At 69.0% G+C, this 24,087-nt stretch carries 24 protein-coding genes and 1 pseudogene; 14 read left to right on the top strand and 11 right to left on the bottom strand.

Going from position 1 to position 24,087, the window contains the following annotated elements; all coding sequences use genetic code 11:
- The 7 genes and pseudogenes from AB7E83_RS25800 to AB7E83_RS25770 form a co-directional block, all read left to right on the top strand.
- A pseudogene (locus AB7E83_RS25800) lies at nucleotides 1–153 on the top strand (ABC transporter permease); the annotation flags it as partial.
- Entirely contained in the window at nucleotides 150–1,028 is an 879-nt protein-coding gene (locus AB7E83_RS25795; RefSeq protein WP_428573948.1) for an ABC transporter permease, read from the top strand. The pseudogene AB7E83_RS25800 and the gene AB7E83_RS25795, both read left to right, overlap by 4 nt.
- The gene (locus AB7E83_RS25790) at nucleotides 1,029–2,048 is read left to right on the top strand and encodes an ABC transporter ATP-binding protein (protein ID WP_428573946.1); all 1,020 of its coding nucleotides are present in this window, start codon (nucleotides 1,029–1,031) and stop codon (nucleotides 2,046–2,048) included.
- Nucleotides 2,045–2,884 (top strand): ATP-binding cassette domain-containing protein, encoded by an 840-nt coding sequence (locus AB7E83_RS25785; protein ID WP_428573944.1) that lies wholly within the window; start codon nucleotides 2,045–2,047, stop codon nucleotides 2,882–2,884. The genes AB7E83_RS25790 and AB7E83_RS25785 overlap by 4 nt, the downstream gene beginning before the upstream one ends.
- Nucleotides 2,885–2,981: 97 nt before the next feature.
- Nucleotides 2,982–4,469 carry an ABC transporter substrate-binding protein gene (locus AB7E83_RS25780; protein ID WP_428573943.1) on the top strand — a complete coding sequence of 496 codons (1,488 nt, stop codon included), beginning with the start codon at nucleotides 2,982–2,984 and terminating at the stop codon, nucleotides 4,467–4,469.
- 16 nt (nucleotides 4,470–4,485) lie between these two features.
- Nucleotides 4,486–5,910 (top strand): amidase, encoded by a 1,425-nt coding sequence (locus tag AB7E83_RS25775; RefSeq protein WP_428573941.1) that lies wholly within the window; start codon nucleotides 4,486–4,488, stop codon nucleotides 5,908–5,910.
- Entirely contained in the window at nucleotides 5,910–7,235 is a 1,326-nt protein-coding gene (locus AB7E83_RS25770) for a tetratricopeptide repeat protein (RefSeq protein WP_428573940.1), read from the top strand. Before AB7E83_RS25775 ends, AB7E83_RS25770 begins: the two co-directional genes overlap by 1 nt.
- A gap of 3 nt (nucleotides 7,236–7,238) precedes the next feature.
- Here AB7E83_RS25770 and coaD read toward each other — a convergent pair whose 3' ends face one another.
- From coaD to AB7E83_RS25750, 4 genes are all read right to left on the bottom strand, one after another.
- On the bottom strand, nucleotides 7,239–7,736 hold the full coding sequence (coaD, locus tag AB7E83_RS25765; protein WP_428573939.1) for a pantetheine-phosphate adenylyltransferase: 498 nt from the start codon (nucleotides 7,734–7,736) through the stop codon (nucleotides 7,239–7,241).
- 12 nt (nucleotides 7,737–7,748) lie between these two features.
- A complete protein-coding gene (rsmD, locus tag AB7E83_RS25760; RefSeq protein ID WP_428573937.1) occupies nucleotides 7,749–8,357 on the bottom strand; it encodes a 16S rRNA (guanine(966)-N(2))-methyltransferase RsmD in 609 nt (202 codons plus the stop codon).
- 175 nt (nucleotides 8,358–8,532) lie between these two features.
- A complete protein-coding gene (locus tag AB7E83_RS25755; RefSeq protein WP_428573935.1) occupies nucleotides 8,533–9,885 on the bottom strand; it encodes a M16 family metallopeptidase in 1,353 nt (450 codons plus the stop codon).
- 8 nt (nucleotides 9,886–9,893) lie between these two features.
- The gene (locus tag AB7E83_RS25750; protein ID WP_428573933.1) at nucleotides 9,894–11,312 is read right to left on the bottom strand and encodes a M16 family metallopeptidase; all 1,419 of its coding nucleotides are present in this window, start codon (nucleotides 11,310–11,312) and stop codon (nucleotides 9,894–9,896) included.
- Between the two features lie 29 nt (nucleotides 11,313–11,341).
- Between AB7E83_RS25750 and ftsY the strand changes: the two genes are divergently transcribed.
- The 3 genes from ftsY to AB7E83_RS25735 all read left to right on the top strand — a co-directional run bounded on the left by ftsY (nucleotide 11,342) and on the right by AB7E83_RS25735 (nucleotide 14,183).
- Nucleotides 11,342–12,541, top strand: coding sequence for a signal recognition particle-docking protein FtsY (gene ftsY, locus AB7E83_RS25745; RefSeq protein WP_428573931.1), 1,200 nt, complete (start codon nucleotides 11,342–11,344; stop codon nucleotides 12,539–12,541).
- Nucleotides 12,538–13,608, top strand: a complete 1,071-nt coding sequence (selD, locus tag AB7E83_RS25740; protein ID WP_428573929.1) for a selenide, water dikinase SelD — start codon at nucleotides 12,538–12,540, stop codon at nucleotides 13,606–13,608. The genes ftsY and selD overlap by 4 nt, the downstream gene beginning before the upstream one ends.
- 113 nt (nucleotides 13,609–13,721) lie before the next feature.
- Complete coding sequence (locus AB7E83_RS25735) at nucleotides 13,722–14,183, top strand: DUF962 domain-containing protein (protein WP_428573927.1); 462 nt, start codon at nucleotides 13,722–13,724, stop codon at nucleotides 14,181–14,183.
- 8 nt (nucleotides 14,184–14,191) lie between these two features.
- On the opposite strand, the gene AB7E83_RS25730 is transcribed toward AB7E83_RS25735, so the two are convergent.
- Entirely contained in the window at nucleotides 14,192–14,638 is a 447-nt protein-coding gene (locus tag AB7E83_RS25730) for a hypothetical protein (RefSeq protein WP_428573925.1), read from the bottom strand.
- Between the two features lie 153 nt (nucleotides 14,639–14,791).
- Between AB7E83_RS25730 and rpoH the strand changes: the two genes are divergently transcribed.
- The 3 genes from rpoH (at nucleotide 14,792) to AB7E83_RS25715 (ending at nucleotide 18,623) form a co-directional block, all read left to right on the top strand.
- Nucleotides 14,792–15,727 carry an RNA polymerase sigma factor RpoH gene (gene rpoH / locus AB7E83_RS25725; protein WP_428573923.1) on the top strand — a complete coding sequence of 312 codons (936 nt, stop codon included), beginning with the start codon at nucleotides 14,792–14,794 and terminating at the stop codon, nucleotides 15,725–15,727.
- A 71-nt stretch (nucleotides 15,728–15,798) separates the two neighbouring features.
- Nucleotides 15,799–17,562 carry a sensor domain-containing diguanylate cyclase gene (locus AB7E83_RS25720; protein WP_428573921.1) on the top strand — a complete coding sequence of 588 codons (1,764 nt, stop codon included), beginning with the start codon at nucleotides 15,799–15,801 and terminating at the stop codon, nucleotides 17,560–17,562.
- A gap of 50 nt (nucleotides 17,563–17,612) precedes the next feature.
- Nucleotides 17,613–18,623 carry a Bug family tripartite tricarboxylate transporter substrate binding protein gene (locus tag AB7E83_RS25715; protein ID WP_428573919.1) on the top strand — a complete coding sequence of 337 codons (1,011 nt, stop codon included), beginning with the start codon at nucleotides 17,613–17,615 and terminating at the stop codon, nucleotides 18,621–18,623.
- Between the two features lie 88 nt (nucleotides 18,624–18,711).
- Here the strand turns inward: AB7E83_RS25715 and AB7E83_RS25710 are convergent, their stop codons facing one another.
- From AB7E83_RS25710 to AB7E83_RS25690, 5 genes are read right to left on the bottom strand one after another with little or no spacing between them, the layout of a single operon-like run.
- The gene (locus AB7E83_RS25710; protein ID WP_428573917.1) at nucleotides 18,712–19,308 is read right to left on the bottom strand and encodes an SCO family protein; all 597 of its coding nucleotides are present in this window, start codon (nucleotides 19,306–19,308) and stop codon (nucleotides 18,712–18,714) included.
- Between the two features lie 7 nt (nucleotides 19,309–19,315).
- Nucleotides 19,316–20,188 carry a heme o synthase gene (cyoE, locus tag AB7E83_RS25705; RefSeq protein ID WP_428573915.1) on the bottom strand — a complete coding sequence of 291 codons (873 nt, stop codon included), beginning with the start codon at nucleotides 20,186–20,188 and terminating at the stop codon, nucleotides 19,316–19,318.
- A 58-nt stretch (nucleotides 20,189–20,246) separates the two neighbouring features.
- Nucleotides 20,247–21,401 (bottom strand): COX15/CtaA family protein, encoded by a 1,155-nt coding sequence (locus AB7E83_RS25700; RefSeq protein WP_428573913.1) that lies wholly within the window; start codon nucleotides 21,399–21,401, stop codon nucleotides 20,247–20,249.
- A gap of 4 nt (nucleotides 21,402–21,405) precedes the next feature.
- A complete protein-coding gene (locus AB7E83_RS25695) occupies nucleotides 21,406–22,116 on the bottom strand; it encodes an SCO family protein (protein WP_428573910.1) in 711 nt (236 codons plus the stop codon).
- A complete protein-coding gene (locus tag AB7E83_RS25690; RefSeq protein WP_428573908.1) occupies nucleotides 22,067–22,777 on the bottom strand; it encodes an SURF1 family protein in 711 nt (236 codons plus the stop codon). The genes AB7E83_RS25695 and AB7E83_RS25690 overlap by 50 nt, the downstream gene beginning before the upstream one ends.
- Before the next feature lie 24 nt (nucleotides 22,778–22,801).
- Between AB7E83_RS25690 and AB7E83_RS25685 the strand changes: the two genes are divergently transcribed.
- Nucleotides 22,802–23,023: a twin transmembrane helix small protein gene (locus AB7E83_RS25685; protein ID WP_428573905.1), complete on the top strand. Its 222-nt coding sequence runs from the start codon at nucleotides 22,802–22,804 to the stop codon at nucleotides 23,021–23,023.
- A gap of 51 nt (nucleotides 23,024–23,074) precedes the next feature.
- Here AB7E83_RS25685 and AB7E83_RS25680 read toward each other — a convergent pair whose 3' ends face one another.
- Nucleotides 23,075–23,959, bottom strand: a complete 885-nt coding sequence (locus AB7E83_RS25680) for a cytochrome c oxidase subunit 3 (protein ID WP_428573903.1) — start codon at nucleotides 23,957–23,959, stop codon at nucleotides 23,075–23,077.
- Nucleotides 23,960–24,087: the final 128 nt, after the last annotated feature.

Here is a 24,087-nt window from a genome sequence, read left to right as displayed (position 1 = left end):
GGTCGGCTCATCTTCCAGTCGATCTCGAACCGCGACCTCATCGTAGTGCGCAACTGCGTGATGCTGCTCGCGGCGATGGTGGTGATCGTGAACTTCGTGGTCGATCTGCTCTATGCCGCGATCGATCCGAGAGTGAAGGCATCCGACATATGAGCGCAACGCTCCCCGTCGCGACATCCCCAGCCGCGCAGGCCCCCGGCCTCTTGCGGCGCGCGCTGCGCCATCCCAGCTTCGTCATCGGCGCCGTGCTGAGCCTCCTGCTCGTCCTGGCCGCCGTGCTGTCCCTCGTGTGGACGCCGCAGAACCCGTACGACGTCGACATGAATGCGCGCCTGGCGCCGCCCAGCGCCAAGTTCATCTTCGGCGCCGACCCCTACGGCCGCGACGTCGCCTCGCTGCTTCTCGTGGGTGCGCGCGCGTCCATCATCGTCGGCGTGGTGGCGGTGAGCATCGGCCTGCTCATCGGCACGGCGCTGGGCCTGCTCGCCTCGGCGAAGCGCGGCTGGGTCGAGGAAGTGATCATGCGGGGCGCCGACTTCGGCTTCGCCTTCCCCGCGATCCTGTCGGCGATCATGCTCACGGCCGTGTTCGGGCCGGGCATGGTCAACGCGATCATCGCGATCGGCATCTACAACATACCGACCTTCGCGCGCATCACGCGGGCCTCGGCCAACGCCATCTGGGCCCGCGAATTCGTGCTGGCTGCGCGCGCCTGCGGCAAGGGCGCGTTCAGCATCACGGTCGAACACGTCCTGCCCAACATCCTCTCGGTGCTGATCGTGCAGGCGACGATCCGCTTCGCCATCGCGATCCTCGCGGAGGCCGCGCTGTCCTACCTCGGCCTGGGGACGCAGCCGCCGCAGCCGTCGTGGGGCCGCATGCTGTCCGAGGCGCAGACGATGCTGTTCCAGGCGCCGATGCTCGCGGTGTACCCCGGCGTCGCCATCGCGCTGGCGGTGCTCGGCCTCAACCTCCTCGGCGACGGCCTGCGCGACCTGTTCGATCCGCGCCTCGCGCGCAAACGCTAGATGGCGCTGCTCGAAGTCGACAAGCTGTCCGTCCTGCTGCAGACGCATCGCGGCCCGGCGTACGCCGTGCGCGACGTGAGCTTCACGCTCGAGAAGGGCGAGACGCTCGGGCTCGTGGGCGAATCCGGCTGCGGCAAGTCGATCACCGTGATGGCGCTCATGGGGCTGCTGCCCGACAACGCGCGGGTCACGGGCAGCATCCGCTTCGACGGGCGCGAGCTCGTCGGCCTGCCCGAGCGCGAGCTGTGCAAGCTGCGCGGCGACCGCATCGGCATGATCTTCCAGGAGCCGATGACCGCGCTCAATCCGGTCCACACCATCGGCCGGCAGGTGGCCGAGCCGCTGCGACTGCACCGCGGCATGTCGGCCGCCGATGCGCGCAAGGAGGCCATCGCCCTGCTCGACCGCGTCGGCATTCCCGATGCGCAGCGCCGAATCGATGCGTACCCGCACCAGTTCTCGGGCGGGCAGCGGCAACGCATCACGATCGCGATGGCGCTCGCATGCGGACCCGACCTGCTGATCGCCGACGAGCCGACGACGGCGCTCGACGTGACGATCCAGCGGCAGATCCTCGACCTGATCCGCGAACTCGTCGCCGAGCGCGGCATGGCGCTCGCCCTGATCTCGCACGACCTCGGCGTGATCGCGCAGAATGTCGCGCGGATGATGGTGATGTACGGCGGCAGCGTGGTGGAAAGCGGGCCGACGGTGTCGGTGTTCCGCCACCGGACGCATCCGTATTCGCTGGGCCTGTTCGGCGCGCGGCCGGGGCTGCATTCGGTCAAGGGACAGCGGCTCGTGACGATCCCCGGGACGGTGCCGGAGCTCGTGGACCTGCCCGCCGGATGTCCGTTCGCGGGGCGATGCACGTTCACGATTCCGGAGTGCCACGTGACGGTGCCGCCCGCGTTGGAGGTGGAAAAGGAACATCGGGTGAAGTGCATCCGGCTGGAGGAAGTGGCGCGCAGTGCCCTCACCCCGGCGCCCTCCCAGAGGGAGAGGGAGCAAATGCCGTGACGGAGCCGCTTGTCCGCGTCCAGAACCTCGTGCGCGAGTACACGCTGCCGCGCGAGAAGCTGTTCCAGCCGCCCGGCAAGGTGCATGCGCTCAACGACGTGAGCTTCACCATCGAGGCGGGCCGCAGCCTCGGGATCGTGGGCGAGTCGGGCTCGGGCAAGTCGACGCTCGCCCGCCTCGTCATGGCGCTCGACACGCCGACTTCCGGCAGCGTCACGATGCTCGGGCGCGACCTGCACCGGCTTCCGCGCGAGGAACTGCGAAAGGCCCGGCGCGACTTCCAGATGGTGTTCCAGGACCCGTACGGCTCGCTCGATCCGCGCCAGACGATCGAGCGGATCGTGACCGAGCCCCTCGCCGCGCAGGGCGGGCTCACGCGCGCCGACATGCGCAAGCAGGCCGAGGACGTGCTCGACTCCGTCGGGCTGCGCCGCAACGACCTGGGCAAGTACCCGCACGAGTTCTCGGGCGGCCAGCGACAGCGCATCGCCATCGCGCGCGCGCTGATCACGCGGCCGCGCCTCATCGTGGCCGACGAGCCCGTGAGCGCGCTCGACGTGTCGGTGCAGGCGCAGGTCCTCAACCTGATGCAGGACCTGCAGACCGAGTTCGGGATCACCTACATGCTGATCAGCCACGACCTCGCCGTGGTCCATCACCTGTGCCACGACGTGGCCGTGCTGTGGCAAGGCCGCATCGTCGAGCAGGGGCCGCCGCAGCGCCTCTTCACGGATGCGCAGCACGAGTACACGCGCACGCTCGTCGCGGCCGTGCCGAATCCGGAGCCACCTTCGGTGCCGGCGGAGCCTCTCGCGGCAAGGACAGTGGAACCATGAGCAAATCCCACTTGCACCGCGCGCGCGTTCTCGTGATGATCGGCCTTGTCGCTGCACAGACAGTGAAACTTTCGTTTTTCCTACGGAGCTCCCCACCATGATGAAGCGTCGCAGCGTGCTCACGCACTCCGCCTCCCTCGCCGCACTCGCCACCCTGCCCGCCGCCGCGCTGGCCCAAAGCCGCAAGGACGCCATCGTGATGGCGATGACGCTCGAGCCGCCCGGGCTCGACCCGACCGCGGGCGCCGCGTCCGCCATCGCCGAGATCACGCTCTACAACATCTACGAGACGCTGACGAAGATTCAGCCCGACGGCGCCGTCGTGCCGCTGCTGGCCGAGAGCTGGGAGATCTCGCCCGACCTGCGCACCTACACCTTCCGCCTGCGCAAGGGCGTGAAGTTCAGCAACGGCGAGCCGTTCAACGCGCGTACGGTGAAGTTCGCGTTCGACCGCGCCGGCAGCGAGAAGAGCACCAACAAGGACAAGCGCACCTTCGCCGCCATCACCACGCAGGTGGTCGACGACAACACGGTGGTGCTGCTCACGAAGGAAATCGACCCCGACTTCCTGTTCCTCATGGGGCAGGCCACCGCGGTCATCGTCGAGCCGAAGAGCGCCGGCACCAACGCGACGCAGCCCGTGGGCACCGGCCCGTTCAGGCTCGAGAACTGGGTCAAGGGCTCGTCGGTCGTGCTCTCCAAGTGGGACGGCTATCGCAATGCGGGCGCGATCAAGTTGAAGCGGGGCACCTTCCGCTTCATTCAGGACCCGGCCGCGCAGATCGCCGCGCTGCTCGCGGGCGACGTCGATGCGTTCCAGCGAGTCACGGGCCGCGCGGTCGACCAGTTCCGCAGGAACGCGAAGTTCCAGGTCATCACCAGCGGCTCGCGCGCCAAGACCATCCTCGCGCTGAACAACAAGAAGAAGCCGCTCGACGACGTGCGCGTTCGCCGTGCGATCAACATGGCACTGGACCGCAACGCCGTGATCAAGGGCGCGGCCGACGGCTTCGGCACGCCCATCGGCAGCTACTACCCGCCGAGCGCGCCGGGCTACGTCGACCTCACCAAGGTCAACGCGTACAACCCCGAGCAGGCGAAGGCGCTGCTGAAGGAAGCCGGCGTGAGCAATCTCGAGCTCACGATCACGCTGCCCCCGCCGCCCTATGCGCGCCAGGGCGGCGAGGTCATCGCTTCGATGCTCGACAAGGTGGGCATCAAGACCAAGCTGCAGAACGTCGAATGGGCCCAGTGGCTCTCGGGCACCTACGGCAACGGCAACTACGACATGACGATCATCTCGCACGTCGAGCCCTTCGACCTGGGCAACTTCTCGCGCCCCGGCTACTACTGGAACTACTCGAATCCGAAGTTCAACGCGCTGTACGACAAGTACAAGCAGACGCCGAGCGCGGCCGAGCGCACGAAGATCCTCGGCGACATCCAGCGCCTGGTGGCCGACGACGCGGTGCATGCCTACCTGTACCAGCCGCAGTGGGTGACCATCGCCAACAAGAACGTGAAGGGCCTGTGGAACAACATGCCGATCTTCGTGAACGACCTGTCGGTGGTGTCGTGGGCCTGAGGGACATCCGAGCCGCATGACGCAGGCGCTGCACGAACTGGGCGCCACGGAACTCGTCGCGTCGTACCGGCGCGGCGAGGTGTCGCCCGTGGATGTGGCGCGTTCGGTGCTCGGCCATGCCGAGCGCTGGGAACAGCACCTGCACGCGCTGTTCCTGCTGCGGCCCGAGGCCGTGCTCGCGCAGGCGCGCGAAAGCGAAGCGCGCTGGCGGCGCGGGGAGCCGCGCGGTCCCATCGACGGCGTGCCCGTCACGATCAAGGACAACATCGCGACGCAGGGCGACCCGACGCCCCTGGGCACCGCCGCGACGCAGCTCGTGCCCGCCGCCGCGGACGCGCCGCCGGCCGCGCGCGTGCGCGAAAGCGGCGGCGTGATCGTGGCCAAGACGACGATGCCCGACTACGGCATGCTGTCCTCGGGCCTGTCGAGCTATCACAAGCTCGCGCGCAACCCCTGGGACCTGACACGGACGCCCGGCGGCTCCAGCGCGGGGGCGGGCGCCGCCGCCGCGGCGGGCTACGGCCCCCTGCACATCGGCACCGACATCGGCGGTTCCCTGCGCCTGCCCGCGGGCTGGTGCGGCATCTTCACGCTGAAGCCGAGCCTGGGGCGCATTCCCATCGATCCGCCCTACACCGGGCGCGCCGCCGGCCCGATGACGCGCACCGTGGCCGACGCCGCGCTCTTCATGCAGGTGCTGTCGCGGCCCGACGCGCGCGACAGCATGAGCCTGCCCGCGCAGGACATCGCTTGGGATACCTTCGACGCCGGCGCGGAAAAGCTCAAGGGACTGCGAATCGGCCTGCATCTCGAGGCCGGCTGCGGCCTGCCGGTGGAGCCGCAGGTGCGCGCCGCGGTCGAGCGCGCCGCGCGTGCTTTCGAGCGCGCGGGCGCGGTGGTCGCGCCGATGCGGCCCTTCATGACGCAGGCGATGCTCGACGGCATGGACCACTTCTGGCGGATGCGCTCGCTCGTCGACCTGCGCGGACTCGCGCCCGAGCAGAGGGCGCGCGTGCTGCCCTACATCCAGCAGTGGGCCGACAGCGCCGCGTCGTTCTCCGGCGAGGCCGTGTTCCGCGCCGCGAGCCAGTTCCATGCGACGCGTGTCGCCGCCGTCAACGCCTGCGCGAAATTCGACTACGTGATTTCGCCCGTGTCGCCCATGCCGGCGTTCCCCGCGCACCTGCCCTCGCCGACCAACGATCCGCTGCGGCCGCTCGAACACATCGGCTTCACCGTGCCGTACAACATGTCGGAGCAGCCCGCGGCGTCCGTGAATTGCGGCTACACGGAGGACGGCCTGCCCATCGGCCTGCAGATCGCCGGGGCGCGCTTCGACGACCTCGGCGTGCTGCAGGTCGCGCGCGCCTTCGAGCTCGTGCGGGAGCCGCAGCATCCATGGCCGCAGCCGCCCTCGGAGGCGCTAAGGCAGCTGGATTGATGGAAGACGGGCTCGGCAACCCCGTCACGCTCGAACACGCGGCCAGTCTCGAGCGCCTCGACGATTTCGTGATGGGCTTCATCGCGAGCGAGGCGCGCGCGGCCGACATCCTGCAGCTGGACGGCCGTGAACGCGGTCCGCTCGTACTGACCTGCCTTGCGGCGCTTCACATGTTCGCGGAGACGCCGGATGCGCGGACGAATGCGCGCCCCTTCATTGAACGCGCGCTCGCTTCGCCGCTGAAGCCGACCCCGCGCGAGGGCCGTTTCATCGCCGCCGTCGCCGCGTGGGTCGCCGGCGACATGCCGCGCGCGCTGGCGCTGCACGAGGAGCAGGCGCGCGAGTTTCCGCGCGACCTCGTGTCGCTCAAGCTGGCGCACTACCACCTCTTCAACGCGGGCGATTCGCCCGGCATGCTGCGGCTCGCGCTCGCCGCCCTGCCCACGGCGGGGGACGTGCCGTATCTCCACGGCATGCTCGCGTTCGCCTGGGAGCAGTGCCACTTTCTCGAGCAGGCGGAAGCCGCGGCGCGCCGCGCCATCGGGATGCGCCGCAAGGAGCCGTGGGCCCATCACGCGCTGGCTCACGTGATGCTGACGCAGGGCCGCATCCACGAAGGGCATGCCTTCCTGCAGGACGTAAGCCCGACCTGGAGCGGCCTCAACTCGTTCATGGTCACGCACAACTGGTGGCACCAGGCGCTCTTCGCGCTCGAACTCGACGCACACGAAGAGGCGCTCGCGCTTTACGACACGCAAGTCTGGGGCGTGGCGAAGGACTACAGCCAGGACCAGATCAATGCGATCTCGCTGCTCGCGCGCATCGAACTCGCGGGTGCGGATGTGGGGGCGCGCTGGGACGACGTGGCGCAGCACCTCGCGGTTCGCACCCGCGATCACGTGCTGCCCTTTCTCGACATGCAGTATCTCTATGGACTGGCCCGTGCCGGACGCCGGGAAGCCGATGCGCTGATGGCGAACATCGAGGCGCACGCCGCCACCGCGACGGACGAGGCATGGCGCACCGTGTGCGTGCCGGCCAGCCGCGGGCTCCTCGCCCATGCGCGCGGGGACTGGAAAAAGTCGGTGGAGGAACTGGGCGCCGCGCTGCCGCGCATGACCGAGATCGGCGGCAGCCACGCGCAGCGCGACCTGTTTTCGCAGGTGCATCTCGATGCGCTCGTGCGCAGCGGCCATTGCGCCGGCGCGCAGCACCTGCTGCAGCAGCAGGTGCGGGGCCAGCCGGAGTCGGCGCGCCTGAAGCGGCAAGCCTCTGCGGTGTATGCCGCGCTGGGGTTGCCGGCGGGGATCGCCGAACTGCGCTGAAGACTACTCGCGCCCGAGGCTGCGCACCTTCATCGCCAGCTTCTCCTGCACCGTCGGCGAGACGAACTTGTCGACCTCGCCGCCGAGCATCGCGATTTCGCGCACGAAGGTGCTGCTGATGAACTGGTACTTGTCGCTCGGCGTGAGGAACACCGTCTCGACGTCGGGCATCAGGCTGCGGTTCATGCCGGCGAGCTGGAACTCGTAGTCGAAGTCGGTGACCGCGCGCAGGCCGCGCACCATGGCCTTGCCGCCGCGAGACACCACGAAGTCGCGCACCAGGCCGTGGAAACCTTCGACCGTGACGTCCGGGTAGTCCTTCACGATCTCGCGCGCCATGTCGATGCGCTCCTGCAGCGTGAACAGCGCCTTCTTGTGGTGGCCCGCCGCCACGGCGACGATCACCTTGTCGAACAGCTGGCACGCACGCCGGATGACGTCCTCGTGACCGAGGGTCATGGGGTCGAAGGTGCCGGGATAGACAGCGATCACGTTCGCCATGGAAACCCCTCCTCAAGGTCGGATGCGATCGGCGCCGGGCGCCGTTTGCTGCGGTGCATTATGCCCGCGCAACAGATGTGCATGAACCGACCCGGCGCGCGCGTGCCGCCAGAGGGAAAGGCCGTGCAGAGCGAGCCTTTCGGCGGTCCACGCCGCGGGCGCTTCGAGATAAACGAAACCTGCTTCGGCAAGCGCCGGGGCGGCGGCGGATAGCGCCTTGTCGAAGAGATCGGCGTCGAACGGCGGGTCGAGCAGGATCAGGTCGGTGCTGGCCGCTTCGAGCCCCGCGAGCACGGTGAGGCCGTTGCCGCGCTGGATGCGCACCGTTTCGGCGGAGAGCTTCTTCTGAATGGCACGCAGTTGGGCAACGAGTTCGGCGTCCTGCTCCACGAGCAGCACATCGGCCGCGCCGCGCGAAGCGGCCTCGAAGCCGAGCGCGCCCGTGCCCGCGAACGCGTCCACGCAGCGCCAGCCGTCGAGCGACTGGCCGAGCCAGTTGAAAAGGGTTTCGCGTACGCGGTCGGGCGTGGGCCGCAGGCCCGGCTTGTCGGCGACCGGCAGCCGCGTGCGCTTCCATCGGCCGCCGACGATGCGCACTTCGCGCGGTGGCGGGCGGCTCAAGAGGCGGCTCCCTGGGAGGCTCGAAAACAAAAGGGCGCGGCATGGCGCCGCGCCCTTTTCTCATTTTCGACGAATCCCTCTTCCGACCTTGTCCTTGTGTGACAGACGCACCGATTCTTGCCCATAACTTTCGATCGGGCAGCCCCAACCCTGTCAACGTTGACAGGGGTCCGTTTCATTGTTGTACGTTCGTATTGCCGCCGACGACGACGCTCACCATGCGCTCGGGCTGCAACTTGCGCGCGAAGGCGGCGCGGACGTCGGCGACGGTCACCTGCTCGACCTTCTTCGTCCAGGTGTCGAGGTAATCGAGCGGCAGGTCGTTCCAGGCGATCGACGCCAGGTTGTCGAGCAGCTTGGAATTGCTGTCCAGGCGAAGCGCGAAGCCGCCAATCATGAAGTCCTTCGCGGCCTTCAGTTCGGCCTCGCTCGGGCCTTCGCGCACGAAGCGGGCGACGACGTCGCGCGCCACCTGCATCGCCTGCGCGGCCTGGTCGGGGCGGGTCTGCAGGCCGAGCGTGAACGCGCCCGCATGCAGCCCGGGCGAGAAATAGCTGTAGACGCTGTAGCTCAGGCCGCGCTTCTCGCGCACTTCGGTCGTGAGCCGCGAGACGAAGCCCCCGCCGCCCAGCGTGTAGTTGCCCACGAGCAGCGGGAAGTAGTCGGGGTCCGCGCGGCGGTAGCCCGGCTGACCAACCAGCACGTGCGCCTGGGCAGACGCGAACGGGATGCGGCGCTCGAGCGCGGCGGCCAGCGGCGGCACCTCGGCCACCGGCGGCAGGGGCGCGCATTGCGCCGCGGCGCCTTGGGGCAGGCGCGCCAGCAACTGCGTGACCAGCTGGTCGGCCTGGGCTCGCGTGACGTCGCCGACCACGCTCACCTTCGCGCGGCAAGCCTGGATGTAGCGCGCATGGCGCTCCCGCATGTCGTCGACCGTGATGCGGCCGAGTGACTCCTCCGTGGTCACGTACCCGTAGGGATGGCCCCCGTACACGGCGGCGCTGTACGCGCGGTCCGCCACCGTGGCCGGACGGGTGTTCGACTCGCGGATCGAGGCCGAGATGCGCTGGCGTTCGCGTTGCCACACGGCGTCGGGGAAGGCGGGCTCGGCCAGCTGGCGCGAGCCGAGCAGCACCGCCTTCGGCAGCAGCGCGGGATCGGTCAGCGAGCGCAGCGTGAAGCTCATGCGGTCGCCGCCGGCGCTTGCGCCGAAGCCGGCGCCGAGGTCGGCCCACGCTTCGCTGACCTGGTTCTCGTCGAGCGCGGGTTGCCCGCCGCGCGCGGCGATGCCCTTGCCGGTCATGCCCGCCGTCACGCTCGCGAGGCCCGCCTTCTCGCGGGGGTCGCGCCGCGCACCCGCGTCGAAATCGATCTGCACGTCGACCATGGGCAGGCCGTGGCTTTCGATCAGCCATACCCGCGCGCCGTTCGGCTGCGACCACTGCTGGATCGGCAGCGCCGCGAACGCGGTCGCCGAAGCGGCGCAAAGGACGAATGCGCCGAAGGCGCGCGACAGGAGTCGTTGCACGGCGCGCCTCACGATGCGGCTCCATGGCGCGCGCCGGCCGGGGCCTGCCGCGGACGCCGGTTCGGATCCGGCGGCTGCGGCCTCAGGATGCCGACGGTGAGCTGGTCGTCGCCGAAATACTTCGCCGCCACGGCCTTCACCTGTTCGGCCGTGACGCCGCGCAGTCGTTCGATCAGTTGACGGCCCGCGTCGAGCGGCAGGCCCAGGATCCATGTGCCGCCCAGCTCGCGGGCCTGCGCCATGATGGAATCGAGCTTGTAGACCTCGCTCGCGGTCCAGCGCGTCTTCACGCGCTGGAGCTCGGCCTCGGTCACGCCTTCGCGCGCGACACGCGCCACTTCGGCGCGCAGCGCCGCCTCCACCTGCTCCGCCGTCCTGCCCTTGGCCGGCACGCCGTCGAGCCAGAAGACCTGCGGACCGCGCCCCCACAGCCCGTTGCTCGCGCCCACGCTGTCGGCCACCCGGTCGGCGCCTTGCGTCAAGGCACGGTCGAGGCGCGCGCCGCTGTAGCCGTCGAGCACGCCGGCCAGCAGGTTGAGTGCGAGCGCATCGTCGTTCTCGGGCGTCTTGTCGAAGGACACGAGGCGCGGCACCTTGAACCCCAGCGCGACGTAAGGCTGGTCCGCCGGGGCCTTGACGTCGACGCGGCGCATGCCGGCCTGCTCGGGCTCGTCGCGCGGCTTGCGGACGGGCACCGCGCGCGCGGGAATGGGCGCGTAGTGCTTCTCGGCGAATCTGCGGACTTCCGCGGGATCGACATCGCCGACCACGACCACCGCCGCATTGGCGGGCACGTACCAGCGGCGGAAGAATTCGCGCGCATCGTCCGGCGTCATCGCGTCGAGGTCGCTCATCCAGCCCGCGATGGGCCGCCGATAGGGCGACGCCGTGAAGATCGTCGCATCGAGGACTTCGTGCAGCATCGCCCGCGGAGAATCCTCGGTGCGCATGCGCCGCTCCTCCTTCACCACCTCGATCTCGCGCTTGAATTCGTCGTCGGGCCAGCGGTTGCGCGCGAAGCGGTCGGCTTCGAGGCGCATCACCTCTTCGAGCTTTTCCTTCGGAATCTGCTGGAAATAGCCGGTCGAGTCGCGGCTCGTGAAGGCATTCTCGCGACCGCCGAGCGCGGCGACCCGGCGCGAATATTCGCCCGGCTTCAGCGTGTCCGTGCCCTTGAACATCATGTGCTCGAGCACGTGCGCGACGCCACTCGTTCCGTCGACCTCATCCATGGAGCCGACGCGCACCCACAGCATGTGGACCGCCGTCGGCGCGCGACGGTCGGGCTTGACGATGACGGTCATGCCGTTGGCGAGAGTGAACTGCTCCACCTTCGGCGGCGCTGTCTGCGCGGGGGCGGACGGCGCGAACATGAACGGAAGTGCGAGCGCGAAGGCGCGCAGCAGGCTCGGCAGGATGTGTTTCATAGAATCGTGTGATTCTAGAAACGGTTTCGATGTTCAGTTTCTTTCGCAAGAAGACGCCCGCGCCTACATTGCCGCCGACCGCGGCGCCCACGGCCGCGCCAGCCGTGGCTCCTCCGCCCGGCCCGCCCGCACCGACGGCCGCGCCGATCGCGACCCCTGTCCCTCCCCCAGCGTCACCGTCACCGTCACCGTTGCCGTTGCCGGCGCCTGCCGCCTCGCCCTCGACCTCGCCCCGCCCGGCCGCTGCCCGGTCTCCGCTGGGGGGCTCCCTCATCGGCAGCGCCCTCGTCGCGCCGATGGAGATCCCCGTCGCGCCGCCCATCGCCCCGGAGCGCCAGGGCTGGATGGACCGGCTGAGCAACGGGCTTCGCAAGACCGGCTCCAGCATCTCGCAGGTCTTCACCGGCGCGCAGATCGACGAGGCGCTCTACGAAGAGCTGGAGACCGCGCTGCTGCTCGCCGACACCGGCGTGGCGGCCACGCAGTACCTGCTCGACGAGGTGCGCCGCAAGGTGCAGGCCACGGGCGCGACGCGCCCCGTGCAGGCGAAGAACATCCTCGTGGCCGCGCTCACCCAACTGCTGCAGCCGCTGGAACGCCCGCTCGTGATCGGCGAGCACCAGCCGACGGTGATCATGGTCGCGGGCGTCAATGGCGCGGGCAAGACCACCTCCATCGGCAAGCTCACGAAGCATCTCGCGGACGCGGGCGAAACCGTGCTGCTGGCCGCCGCGGACACTTTCCGCGCGGCGGCGCGCGAGCAGCTCGCGGTGTGGGCCGACCGCAACCGCGTCGAGATCGTGAGCCAGGAAGGCGGCGACCCGGCTGCGGTGAGCTTCGACGCGGTCACGGCGGGCAAGGCGCGCGGCAAGGGCGTCGTGATCGTCGACACGGCCGGCCGCCTGCCGACGCAGACGCACCTCATGGAAGAGCTGCGGAAAATCAAGCGAGTGGTGACCAAGGCGGACGCGACGGCTCCTCATGAAGTGCTGCTCGTCATCGACGGCAACACGGGCCAGAATGCGCTCAATCAGGTGAAGGCCTTCCACGACACCTTGGGCCTCACCGGCCTCGTCGTCACCAAACTCGACGGCACCGCCAAGGGTGGCGTGCTGGCAGCCATTGCCCAGGAGAAACCCGTGCCCGTCTACTTCATCGGCGTCGGCGAGAAGCTCGAAGACCTCGAAACCTTCCGTGCGCGCGAGTTCGCGCTCGCGCTGCTGCAATGAGCGCCGCCTCCCCGCAATCCGCGCAAATCGCGCAACCCCGGCTCACCTCGCTCTCGCACGGCGGCGGCTGCGGCTGCAAGATCGCGCCGGGCGTGCTCGCCGAGATCCTGAAGGACACGGCGCGGCTGCCGGTGCCGCCGCAACTGCTCGTGGGCATCGAGACCGCGGACGACGCGGCCGTCTACCAGCTCAACGACGAGCAGGCGCTGGTGGCGACGACCGACTTCTTCATGCCCATCGTCGACGATCCGTTCGACTTCGGGCGCATCGCGGCCACCAACGCGATCTCCGACGTGTACGCGATGGGCGGCAAGCCGATCATGGCGCTCGCGCTGGTGGGCATGCCCATCAACGTGCTCGGGCCGGAGACGATCGGGCGCATCCTCGCGGGCGGCGAGTCGGTCTGCCGCGAGGCCGGCATCCCCATCGCGGGCGGCCACACCATCGATTCGGTGGAGCCGATCTACGGCCTGGTGGCGCTCGGCCTCGTCCACCCGAAGCGCGTGCGGCGCAATGCCGATGCCCGCGCGGGCGACGTGCTCGTGCTCGGCAAGCCGCTCGGGGTGGGCATCCTGTCGGCCGCGCTGAAAAAGGAACGGCTCGACGCCGAAGGCTATCGCCGCATGATCGAGACGACCACGCGGCTGAACACGCCCGGCCCGGATCTCGCCGCCATCGCGGGCGTCCACGCCATCACCGACGTGACCGGCTTCGGCCTTGCGGGCCATGCGCTCGAGCTCGCGCGCGGGGCGAACCACGAGGTGCGCATCGACTGGCGTTCGGTACCCATGCTGGCCGGCGTGCGCGAGCTCGCGGCGCAAGGATTCGTCACGGGCGCGTCGGCGCGGAACTGGGCGGGCTATGGCGCGCAGGTCCGATTGCCCGAAGGGCTGGGCGACACCGACCGCGCGCTGCTGACCGACCCGCAGACGAGCGGCGGCCTGCTGGTCTCGTGCGAGCGCGCGGCGCTCGACGAGGTGCTGGCGATCTTCCGCCGGCACGGCTTCGCCGATGCCGCGGTCATCGGCGACGTGGCCGCCGGCGCGCCGCAGCTCGTCGTCCGCTAGAACGGGAGCCCGGCGGGTCCCGTGCTCCCGGGCTGTCCCGATCTTTACAGTCCTTGCATCCCGGCCCTCCCACAATGGCGGCATCGTCGCTGCACTGCCCCGAGGAGAGCCGCATGACCGCCGCCGCCGACCCGACCGCCGCCCTCGCGCCCCGCCGCGTCGACCAGCTGCTCGAGCACTATGGCGAAAGCCACCGGAATCCGGTCAACGAGGCGATCCACTGCGTGGCCATTCCGCTGATCATGCTGAGCCTGGTCGGGCTGATCTTCGCGGCCCACCCCTGGGCGGCGTATGCATTCGTCCTTGCGAGCATGGTTTACTACGCGCGCCTGTCGGCGGTGTTCCTCGCGAGCATGGCGGCCCTCTCGGCGCTCGCGCTCGCAGCGGTCCACGCCATGGGCACCCATGTGCTGCCCCTGTCGATCGCGATCTTCGTGGGGGCGTGGATCGCGCAATTCGTGGGCCACAGGCTCGAAGGAAGGAAACCTTCCTTCTTCGAGGACCTCCAATACCTGTGGGTCGGTCCGCTCTTCGTCCTGTCGCTGCTCTATCGCAGGCTCGGCATCCGCTGGTAGGCGGCGGCTCAGCCGTTCCCTGCGGCGCTTTGCTGCATGAGCTTGGCGGCCACGCCGCTGAGCGAGGTCGGCGCGCCGGGGGTGCCGCTGAGGGCCTGGAACCACAAGCCCGAAAAATGCGTGTGCCTCAGGATGACCGAGGCAGCGACCGCCTTGCGGATGCGGCCGTCGATGACCGGGGCGTTCTGGAGAAGCACCGGGGTGAGCGCCGCATCCCAGCGGATGACGCGCACGAAGCCTGCGAATCCCGTGAGCCCCTGCGGGCTGGTGCCGTAGCGCTTGACCTCGATGGCAATGCTGTCCTCGGGTACGAGAAGGCGGCGAAAGCAGCCCTCGATGAGCTGATGGTAGTAGGCCTCGATGTCGCTGTTGGTGAGCTGCGACGACACCTGCGGCCCCGCATCCGTGGGAGCGGGCGGGCGAGTGCCGAAGATCCGGCTCCACAACTGCGTCATGCTTTTCTCCTACCTTCGTCCTGTGGGTCCGATTATGACCCTACCCCGATACAGCGGGAATACCCGGATTCCGCTATCGTTTCGATTGAACTAGTGAGTTAGCACTCCGTCTAATAGAGTGCTAATATGTATCGAATGAAAGGAGTCCCCGGCATGTCCAACACCACACTCGGAACGTCTGGCACGGCACTGGCGGTCGCCAATCCGTGGGCGGTCGTCCCCTCGCTGGGCAACCTGGATGCGTACATCTCCGCCGTGAACCGGCTGCCGATGCTCACGCCGCAGGAGGAGCAGGAGTTCGCGAAGAAACTCAAGGAAGAGAATGATCTCGAAGCCGCCGGAAAGCTGGTGCTGTCGCACCTGCGCCTGGTCGTCTCCGTGTCGCGAAAGTACCTGGGCTACGGCCTTCCGCACGGCGACCTGATCCAAGAAGGCAACATTGGCCTGATGAAGGCGGTGAAGCGCTTCGACCCCGACCAGGGCGTGCGCCTCGTGAGCTATGCGCTGCACTGGATCCGCGCGGAGATCCACGAGTACATCCTCAAGAACTGGCGCATGGTCAAGGTCGCGACGACGAAGGCGCAGCGCAAGCTGTTCTTCAACCTGCGCTCGATGAAGCAGGGCTTCAAGGACGACGAGGACGCGCAGACGCACCGCGACACGCTGACCGACGCGCAGATCGAGGTGATGGCGCGCGAGCTGAACGTCAAGCGCGAGGAAGTCGCCGAGATGGAGACCCGCATGTCGGGCGGCGACGTCATGCTCGACCCCGGCCCGGGCGACGACGGCGAGGAGGCCTACGGCCCCATAGCCTATCTCGCCGACGCGAGCCACGAGCCGACGGCGCTGCTCGAGAACCGCCAGCGCGACACGATGGCCACCACCGGCATCGCCACCGCGCTCGATCAGCTCGACGCGCGCAGCCGCCGCATCGTCGAGGAGCGCTGGCTGCGCGTGAACGACGACGGCTCCGGCGGCATGACGCTGCACGAGCTCGCCGCGGAGTACGGCGTGTCGGCCGAGCGGATCCGCCAGATCGAGTCGGCCGCGATGAAGAAGATGAAGAAGGCGCTGGCCGCCTACGCGTGACCCTCTCGTCTCGCGCCTCCCGGAGCCCGGTTTTCGCCGGGCTTTCTTTTTGAACCTGTGAAAATGACGTCGTGACGGCAAGAGCGATGCGAGCGTGGTGGCTGGCGTGCCTCGGCTGGGTACTCTGCCTGGCCGGGCTGCCGCTTTCGCATGCGCAGGACGTCCTGAGCGGCGGTCAGCTGCACGCAGCCGCCGCACCGCCGCCCGTGCGGCTCGCCGGCAGCAACGTGGCGCTGCCCCTGCATGGCCGCAGCAGGTTCTGGATCGACGACAGCGCCATGAAGTCGGTCGAGGAGATCGAGAGCGCCGGCGACACCCTGCCCTGGGCGCCGCGCGAACCGGACCAGCAATACCGGGTGGACGGCAAGGCGCTGTGGATCCAGTTCGACGCGCACGGCGCCGGCCACGCGCGGTGGTTCCTCGAAATCGCCTCGTCGGGCGTCGACCGCGTCCAGTTCTTCCACCGCAACGAAACCGGCGGCTGGGTTCGCCAGGAAGCGGGCGATTCGCGCCCGGTGTCGCAGTGGCCCCTGCCCGGCCGCGTGCCGACCTTCGAGCTCTCGCACCACGACAACGGGAGCCCGGTGCGCTACTACCTGCGCATCGAGCACGACCGCGTGAACTTCGCGGCGCCCATCGCCCTGTACGATCAGGCGCGCCTTTTTTCCCTGCGCGAACGCGAGCAGTTCATGCTCGGCGCGTACTTCGGCCTGGCCGCGCTCATGGCGATCGTGGCCGTCGCCAATGCGATCGCGTATCGCGACCGCACGTTCGGAACCTACGCGCTCTACGTCGCGCTGCTCGGCGTCGGACAGGCCGCCTACCTCGGCGTCGGCGCGCAGCATCTGTGGGACACCTGGCTCAAGTGGAACGAGGTCGCGACCTTCCTGTTGCCGGGTCTCTCGTCGGCGGCGGGCCTCTGGTTCGTCCACACCGCCACCGAGCCGGCGCGCTTCTCGCGCGTGCTCGACCTGATGGTCCGCATCCTGATCGGCGCCCTGCTGCTGGCCGTGACGGCCGACACGATCTTCGAGTCGCGGCCGACCTTCGGCTTCGTCATGGCCCTCACGTTCGTCGCGCTGCTGAGCATCGTCGCGCTGATCGGGATCGTCTGGTCGCGCGGGGACGACCCGACCATCCGGCTGATCGCGCTCGGCTTCCTGCCGGTCCTGGTGATGGCGATCTTCCCGCTGGCGCGCGGCCTCAATCTCATACCGGGCAGCGCGCTCACGCGCTACGGCCTGACCATCGGCGCGATGCTGGAGATGCCGATCCTGTTCTACGCGCTCGCCATGCGCGGCAGCCGGCGGCGAGAGGCGCAGGCGCGCGCCGCCGCGCTTTCGCACAGCGACGCGCTGACGGGCCTCTCGAACCTGCGAACGCTCATGCAGCGGCTCGAAGCGTCGCTCGCGCGTGCGCACAGCCAGCGGCATGCCTGCGCGCTCCTCACGGTGCGCATCGCGAATTTCGAATCCATCGTGAGCGAGTTCGGCCGCGAGGTGGCGGAGAAGGCGCTCGTCGTCGCCGCCTTCCTGCTGCGCCGCGCGGTCCGCGATGTCGACATCGCCGCACGCACCGGCGACCACGAGTTCTCGCTGCTGCTCGACGGGCCGACGTCGCCGACCGAAGCCGTGTCCTGCGCCCAGCAGATCGTGGCGAGCGGGCTGCGGCAGGCCGGGTCGCTGCCGCAGGGCCTGACGATCCGGTTTCACGTCGCCGTGGCGATGCTGCCCGACAATGCGCGCGATGCACAGGCCTCGCACCGCTGGGCCGCAAGCGGCCTCAAAAGCATGCCCGGCGACACGCGCAAGCCCATCCGGTCGATGAACTTCTAGTGTGCCGTCCCGAGGCGCTAGCATTCGGGCTTGTCTCCAAGGAAGTGTCCATGAACCCGATTTCCCCGCGCCGCAGCATGCTCGCGCTCGCCCTCGCCGCCGCCTGCGGCATCGCCGCCGCCCAGACGGCCCGCGCGCCGGCCCGCGCCCCGGCCGCCGAACCCTGGCCCACCAAGCCGATCCGCCTGCTCGTGGGTTTCCCCGGCGGCTCCACGCCCGACCTCGTGGCGCGCACGATCGCCGAGCCGCTGTCGAAGGCGCTCGGGCAGCCCGTTGTCGTGGAAAACCGGCCCGGCGCGGGCGGCAATATCGCGGCCGACCTCGTGGCCAAGTCGACGGACAACCACACCATCGGCGTGATGATCAACGGCAACATGACGATCGCGAAGCTGCTGAATCCGCAGACGCCGTTCGATCCGTTGAAGGACCTCGCGCCGATCAGCCTGATCGGCACCGCGCCGCTGCTGCTCACCGCGCCGGCCAATGCGCCCGGCAACAATGCGCAGGACTTCTTCTTGGCCGCGCGCAATGCCGGCAACAAGTGGAGTTACGGCACGCCGGGCGTCGGCACGGTCGGCCACATCGGCATGGAGCTGCTGAAGACGCGCACGAACATCGACCCGGTCCACGTGCCGTACCCCGGCAACCCGCAGGTGATCAACGCGATGATCGCGGGACAGATTCACCTGTCGCTGCTGCCCCCGGGCCTGGCCGCCGCGCAGATTCGCGCGGGCCGGCTCAAGGCCATCGGCGTGACGTCGGTGAGCCGCAGCCCGCTGGTGCCGGAGTACCCGAGCCTCGACGAGACCGGCGCGGCGCGCAACTTCCAACTCGAGATCTGGACGGCCGCGGCGGGGCCGGCGTCGATGCCGCGGCCGATCGTGAACAAGCTGTCGAGCCTCATCAGCGAGATTGCGCGCTCGGCCGAGGTGCGGCAAAAGCTGTTCCAGCAGGGCTGGCAGGTGGCGGGGACGTCCGCGGAAGGCCTGGCGAACCGCATCAAGGCGGACACGGCGCTCCTGGGCGGCGTGATCCAGATGCGAAACATCAAGGCGGAATAGCCGTCATTCCCGCGAAGGCGGGAATCCAGGGCTTTCGAAGATCCCCTGGGGAGTCCTGGATCCCCGCCTTCGCGGGGATGACGGGGTCTCAGCTTTTCAGCAGCAGCTTCAAGTCGCCCGCGAGCGACTCCGCGCCCATCCCGTACCGCGTGTAGAGCCGCAGCTTCCCCTGCGGATCGAACACGAAGCTGGCCGCCGAATGGTCCATCGTGTAGACGCCGGCGCTCTTGCTTTCGTTCTTCTTGTAGTAGACCTTGAATTCCTTCGCGGCCGCGGCAGTCTGCTCAGGCGTGCCACGAAGCGCGACGAAGGTGGGATCGAAATTCTTCACGTAGGCTGCGAGCACCTCGGGCGTGTCGCGCTCGGGGTCGACCGTGACGAAGACGCCCTGCACCTTGTCGCCGTCGGGGCCGAGCAGCTTCTTCGCCTGCGCGACTTCGAGCATCGTGGTCGGGCACACGTCGGGACATTGCGTGTACCCGAAGAACACCACGACCGCCTTGCCACGGAATTCGTCGAGCGTGCGCACCTTGCCGCTCGGGTCGGGCAGTTGCACGCCCTTGCCGTAGTTCACCCCGGTGATGTCGACCGACTTGAACTGCGGCTTGCTCTCGCCGCAGCCCGCGGCGAGTCCGGCCGTCCCGGCCCATGCGAGCGTCTTCAGAAGCAGCGTGCGGCGGTCCATGCGTAGCCTAGAGCAGATAGTGGTCAACCATCATCGCGGCGAAGAGCACGCTCAGGTGGATGAGGGAAAAGCGGAAGGTCTTGCGCGCGAGCGCATCGGAGTACTCGCGCCAAAGGCGAAAGGCATACCAGGTGAAGCCGACGCTCATCGCGACGGCTGCGGCGAGATAGAGCCACGAGCTCATGCCGTAGGCGAACGGCATGAGGCATGCCGCGAACAGCACGAGTGTGTACAGCAGGATCTGCAGCCGCGTGAACTCGTTGCCGTGCGTCACCGGCAGCATCGGCAGGCCCGACTTGCGATAGTCCTCCACGCGGTAGAGCGCGAGCGCCCAGAAGTGCGGCGGCGTCCACAGGAAGATGATGAGAAAAAGAATGAGCGCTTCGGGCCCGACGTCGCCGCGCACCGCGGCCCAGCCCAGTACGGGAGGCATCGCGCCGGACGCGCCGCCGATCACGATGTTCTGCGGCGTGAGCGGCTTCAGGATGACGGTGTAGATGACCGCGTAGCCGACGAAGGTGGCGAGCGTGAGCCACATGGTGAGCGGGTTCACCCACGCATGGAGCAAGGCGCCGCCAGCCGCGCAGAGAACCGTGGCGAAAGCGAGCGTCTGCCCGTCGCTCAGCTCGCCACGCGCCGTGGGCCGCCACGCGGTGCGTCGCATCTTCGCGTCGATGCCCTTTTCGACGAGGCAGTTGAAGGCCGCCGCCGCCGCGGCGACGAGCCAGATGCCGGCACAGGCGGCGGCGGCGAGCTTCACGTCGTCGAGGGTGGGCAGGCCCGGCACCGCGAGCACCATGCCGATGAGGGCGCAGAACACGATGAGCTGCACGACGCGCGGCTTGGTGAGCGCATAGAACTGGGACACGCGCGAACTCATGCGACGGCCCTCCGGGCTGCGCGCTGCGCGAAGGGACCCCCTGGCCCGGACCGGCGCCTCATGCCGAGGCCTCCGTCGACCGGGCAGCGGCGGCGCGCATAGATGCGCCCGACTCCGCCGTCGCCCCCGCGCGGCTCGCGGCCAGCGCCCAGGTGGTCACGACGACGAGCGCCGCAGCACCGCCCGTATGCAGCACCGCGGCAATGAGCGGCCAGCCGAGCACGACGTTCGACAGGCCGGTCGCGAGTTGCATCGCCGCGAGCGCGCCGAGCCAGCGCGCCTGCCTGCGCAGCGGGCCGCCGCGCAGCCGCCACGCGGTCGCTGCCAGCAGGGCGAGCAAGGCATAGGCGACGAGACGGTGCGTGTAGTGGATCGCCGTGAGCGCCGCAAAGGTGAGGTGATCGCCCGCGGCGGTCATGCCCAGCTCGCGCCACAGCTCGAAGCCCTGCCCGAAATTCATCTCCGGCCACCAGGTCCCGTGGCACTTCGGGAAATCGGTGCAGGCGAGCACCGCGTAGTTCGTGCTGACCCAGCCGCCGAGCGCGATCTGCGCCCAGAGCAGCGCGGTCGCGGCGATCAGCCAGGCGCGCGCGCCTGCCGGCACCGGTTCGCGCGCGCCGTCCTGAGCGTAGGCGACCGACTGGCGGCACAGCAGCGCGAGCAGCAGCATGCCGCCCAGCAGATGCATCGTGACGATCGCCGGGAACAGCTTCATCGTCACCGTCAGCGCGCCGAAGGCGCCCTGCACGCACACCCACACGAATGTGGCCGCGGGCCAGCCGGGGCCGACGGGCAGTCCGCGCCGCCGATAAACCCAGGTCGCGATGGCCAGTGCCGTGATGAGCACCCCGACCCCTGTGGCGAGGTAGCGATGGACCATCTCCACCCACGCCTTGCCGTGCGTGACCGGGCCCGTGGGCATCTCCGCTTGCGCCTGCGAGATCTCCGCATGCGCGCCGGTGGGACTGGCCTTGCCGTAGCAGCCCGGCCAGTCCGGGCAGCCCAGGCCGGAATCTGTGAGCCGCGTGAACGCGCCGAAAAGCACGAGGTCGAACGTGAGGAAGAGCGTGAGAAGCGACAGCGCGGCGAGCCGCTGTCGCGGTCCGGCGCCGCGATGGCGCAGCCACACCCAGGCGAGCGGCCCGACCGCGAGGACGAGCCCGAGCAGCATCAGCCGAAGCGCGGGCGCGAGGTTGTAGAGCGGCGTATCCATCGCGTCAGCGGCCCGCCTTGTCCCAGCCCGCCGAGCCGCGCATCAGGCGCTCGAGGTCCTTGCGGACCTTGGCGATGTGCTGCAGGTCGTCGCCCGCCGGGAAACGCATCATGAAGTGGCCGAGCGGATCGATGACGTAGAGGTGATCCTCGAGCCGCGCCCCGGGCGCCGGCAGAAGCCACTGCGCGAGCCGAGCCTGCGGCACCCGTACGACGGTGGCCTGCGACAGCGCGGGCTGGAGCGTCTCGCGCACGGGCGCGTCGTCGGACACGAACCAGGCCCAGTCGACACGGTCCTTGTCCTTGCCGAGGCCTTCGCGCAACTGGCGTTGCAGATAGAGGTGCTTTTCGCAGGCGGCGTCGCAGCCGCCGCCCGCCACGCTCACGAGCACCCATTGGCCCTGCAGCGAAGGCAGCGGTACGGGCCGGCCGTCGAGCGACACGCCGGTGACGTCCGGCACCGGCCGCTGCGGCTCGATCAGCGTGCCGTAGTTGCGGCGGCCCTCCGGCCGGATGACGTAGTACGTGAAGTAGGACGCGATCACCGGCGCCGCGCAGATGAGCAGCACCAGCAGCATCTTGAGCCGACCGCGCTTCGTGCGCTGCCCGTCGGCCTCGGCGGCCTCGCGCGGCGTCGGCAGCGAGTGAACGGTGAGCCCCAGCGGCTCATCGAGGCTGTCGGGTCGGTCGGGCGCGGACGAATTGGAACCAGACATAGAGGAAGGCGATCAGGGCGCTCATGGCCCACCATTGAAAGGCGTAGCCCCGGTTCTTCGCGGCGCCGCTCTCGGCCTGCGGCCACTCGCGCAGCAGGCCTTCCGAAGCGGGGCCGGTCTGCTGCACCGACAGGGGCAGCAGGGGCAGGCGGGTCGCATCGCGAAACTTCGCCCAGTCGAGATTCTGCCGGATCGGCCCGGTCGCCTCTCCGGCGAACTCATATAGCTTGGCCGGCGGCGGGGCCAAGCGGCCGCGAACCTCCACGGTTCCCGCAGGCGTTTCGATCTGCGGCAGCGCTTCGCGCCGTTCGAAGTTGCGCGGCGCCCAGCCGCGCTGGACGAGAATCACGTCGCCGTTCGCCAGCCGCAAGGGGGTGACAACGTAGAAGCCGGGCCGGCCGAGCATCTGGCGGTTGTCGAGAAACACGGTCTGCGGGGCCTCCCAGACACCGTCGAGCACGACCCGGCGATGCAGAAGGTCCTTCTCGTCGCCTCGCAGCTCGCGCTGCCCCAGCGGAGGCAGGTTCGCACGCTCCTGCATCGCCGCATGGAGCGCGAGCCGCTGCTCGGCCCGGCCCCATTGCCAGAAGCCGAGCGCCAGCGTCGTCGCCACGCTCGCGACGGCCACGACGGCGATGAGCCAGAAACGGATCGTCTTCATCGCGTCCCGCCGATAATCGCAGGCATGAAATACCTCGTGATCCTGGGCTTCGTGGCAATCCTCGCGAGCCTCGGGTCGGCGCTTTTCTTCATGATGAACGACGGCAAGGACGGCAAGCCGAAGACGAGCAACATGGCGCGGGCGCTGGCGCTCCGCGTGGGCCTGTCCGTGCTCCTGTTCGTCTGCATCCTCGTCGCATGGAAGATGGGATGGATTCAGCCGACCGGCATCCGGCCCGGCCAGTAAAAAAGCCGGGGGCCCCATCGGGCGCCCCGGCTTCCCAGTCGACGCACCGCCTCAGAGCCAGTACACGAGTACGTACAGGCCGAGCCACACCACGTCGACGAAGTGCCAGTACCAGGCCGCGCCTTCGAAGCCAAAATGGCGCTCGCCCGTGAAGTGGCCCTTCTGCAGGCGCAGCGTGATGAAGAACAGCATCAGCATGCCGATCAGCACGTGGAACCCGTGGAAGCCGGTGAGCATGAAGAACGTGGAGCCGTAGGCGCCGGACGTGAGCTTCAGGTTCAGGTCGCTGTACGCATGCATGTACTCGTAGCCCTGCACGCAGACGAAGGTCGCGCCGAGGGCGACCGTGATCCACATCCACATCAGCACCTTGGCGCGCGGCGCGTTGTCGCGCAGCAGGTGGTGGGCGATGGTGAGCGTGACCCCCGAGGACAGCAGCAGCGCCGTGTTGATCGTTGGCAGCCAGAACGGGCCCATGGTCTGGAACGGCTCGATGATGTTCGCCGGCGACGCGGTCGCGCCGGGCGCCGCGGACGGCCAGACGGCTTTGAAGTCGGGCCACAGCAGCGCGTTCTCGGCGCCGCCGAGGGCCGGCACCGAGTGCGAGCGCATCCACCACAGCGCGGTGAAGAACGCGCCGAAGAACATGACCTCGGAGAAGATGAACCAGCTCATGCTCCAGCGGAACGAGAGGTCGATCTTGTGGCCGTACTGGCCGCTTTCGCTCTCGCGGATCGCGTCGCCGAACCACTGGAAGAGAACCCAGAACAGCCACAGCAGGCCGGCGAACAGCGGCCACTTGCCCCACTCCGCGCCATTGATCCACTGCGCGGCGCCGAAGATCACGCCGAACAGTCCGAACGCGGCGAAGGCCGGGTGGCGCGAGGGCTCCGGGACGTAGTAATGCGGCGTCGTGCCGTGGGTGTTCGCGCTCATGGTCGCTCCAGTTTCCTCAGTTCTCTTGTATCTCTGAAATCTCGAAATGCTTCTCTTGAGTGCTTCACTTCGCCACCCAGTTCACCAGGGCGATCAGCACCCCGACGAACACCGCGACCGCGACGAGG

It is taken from the genome of Ramlibacter sp. (assembly GCF_050250995.1).
Taxonomy (GTDB): domain Bacteria; phylum Pseudomonadota; class Gammaproteobacteria; order Burkholderiales; family Burkholderiaceae_C; genus Ramlibacter.
This window is presented reverse-complemented; position numbering and strand designations above follow the sequence as displayed.

What these genes read in the sequence shown, in the direction of transcription:
- AB7E83_RS25795 (WP_428573948.1), top strand. Translation starts at nt 150, where the DNA reads ATGAGCGCAACGCTCCCCGTCGCGACATCCCCAGCCGCGCAGGCCCCC.
- AB7E83_RS25790 (WP_428573946.1), top strand. Translation starts at nt 1,029, where the DNA reads ATGGCGCTGCTCGAAGTCGACAAGCTGTCCGTCCTGCTGCAGACGCAT.
- AB7E83_RS25780 (WP_428573943.1), top strand. Translation starts at nt 2,982, where the DNA reads ATGATGAAGCGTCGCAGCGTGCTCACGCACTCCGCCTCCCTCGCCGCA.
- AB7E83_RS25775 (WP_428573941.1), top strand. Translation starts at nt 4,486, where the DNA reads ATGACGCAGGCGCTGCACGAACTGGGCGCCACGGAACTCGTCGCGTCG.
- AB7E83_RS25770 (WP_428573940.1), top strand. Translation starts at nt 5,910, where the DNA reads ATGGAAGACGGGCTCGGCAACCCCGTCACGCTCGAACACGCGGCCAGT.
- coaD (WP_428573939.1), bottom strand. Translation starts at nt 7,736, where the DNA reads ATGGCGAACGTGATCGCTGTCTATCCCGGCACCTTCGACCCCATGACC.
- AB7E83_RS25750 (WP_428573933.1), bottom strand. Translation starts at nt 11,312, where the DNA reads ATGAAACACATCCTGCCGAGCCTGCTGCGCGCCTTCGCGCTCGCACTT.
- ftsY (WP_428573931.1), top strand. Translation starts at nt 11,342, where the DNA reads ATGTTCAGTTTCTTTCGCAAGAAGACGCCCGCGCCTACATTGCCGCCG.
- selD (WP_428573929.1), top strand. Translation starts at nt 12,538, where the DNA reads ATGAGCGCCGCCTCCCCGCAATCCGCGCAAATCGCGCAACCCCGGCTC.
- AB7E83_RS25735 (WP_428573927.1), top strand. Translation starts at nt 13,722, where the DNA reads ATGACCGCCGCCGCCGACCCGACCGCCGCCCTCGCGCCCCGCCGCGTC.
- AB7E83_RS25730 (WP_428573925.1), bottom strand. Translation starts at nt 14,638, where the DNA reads ATGACGCAGTTGTGGAGCCGGATCTTCGGCACTCGCCCGCCCGCTCCC.
- rpoH (WP_428573923.1), top strand. Translation starts at nt 14,792, where the DNA reads ATGTCCAACACCACACTCGGAACGTCTGGCACGGCACTGGCGGTCGCC.
- AB7E83_RS25715 (WP_428573919.1), top strand. Translation starts at nt 17,613, where the DNA reads ATGAACCCGATTTCCCCGCGCCGCAGCATGCTCGCGCTCGCCCTCGCC.
- AB7E83_RS25710 (WP_428573917.1), bottom strand. Translation starts at nt 19,308, where the DNA reads ATGGACCGCCGCACGCTGCTTCTGAAGACGCTCGCATGGGCCGGGACG.
- cyoE (WP_428573915.1), bottom strand. Translation starts at nt 20,188, where the DNA reads ATGAGTTCGCGCGTGTCCCAGTTCTATGCGCTCACCAAGCCGCGCGTC.
- AB7E83_RS25700 (WP_428573913.1), bottom strand. Translation starts at nt 21,401, where the DNA reads ATGGATACGCCGCTCTACAACCTCGCGCCCGCGCTTCGGCTGATGCTG.
- AB7E83_RS25695 (WP_428573910.1), bottom strand. Translation starts at nt 22,116, where the DNA reads ATGTCTGGTTCCAATTCGTCCGCGCCCGACCGACCCGACAGCCTCGAT.
- AB7E83_RS25690 (WP_428573908.1), bottom strand. Translation starts at nt 22,777, where the DNA reads ATGAAGACGATCCGTTTCTGGCTCATCGCCGTCGTGGCCGTCGCGAGC.
- AB7E83_RS25685 (WP_428573905.1), top strand. Translation starts at nt 22,802, where the DNA reads ATGAAATACCTCGTGATCCTGGGCTTCGTGGCAATCCTCGCGAGCCTC.
- AB7E83_RS25680 (WP_428573903.1), bottom strand. Translation starts at nt 23,959, where the DNA reads ATGAGCGCGAACACCCACGGCACGACGCCGCATTACTACGTCCCGGAG.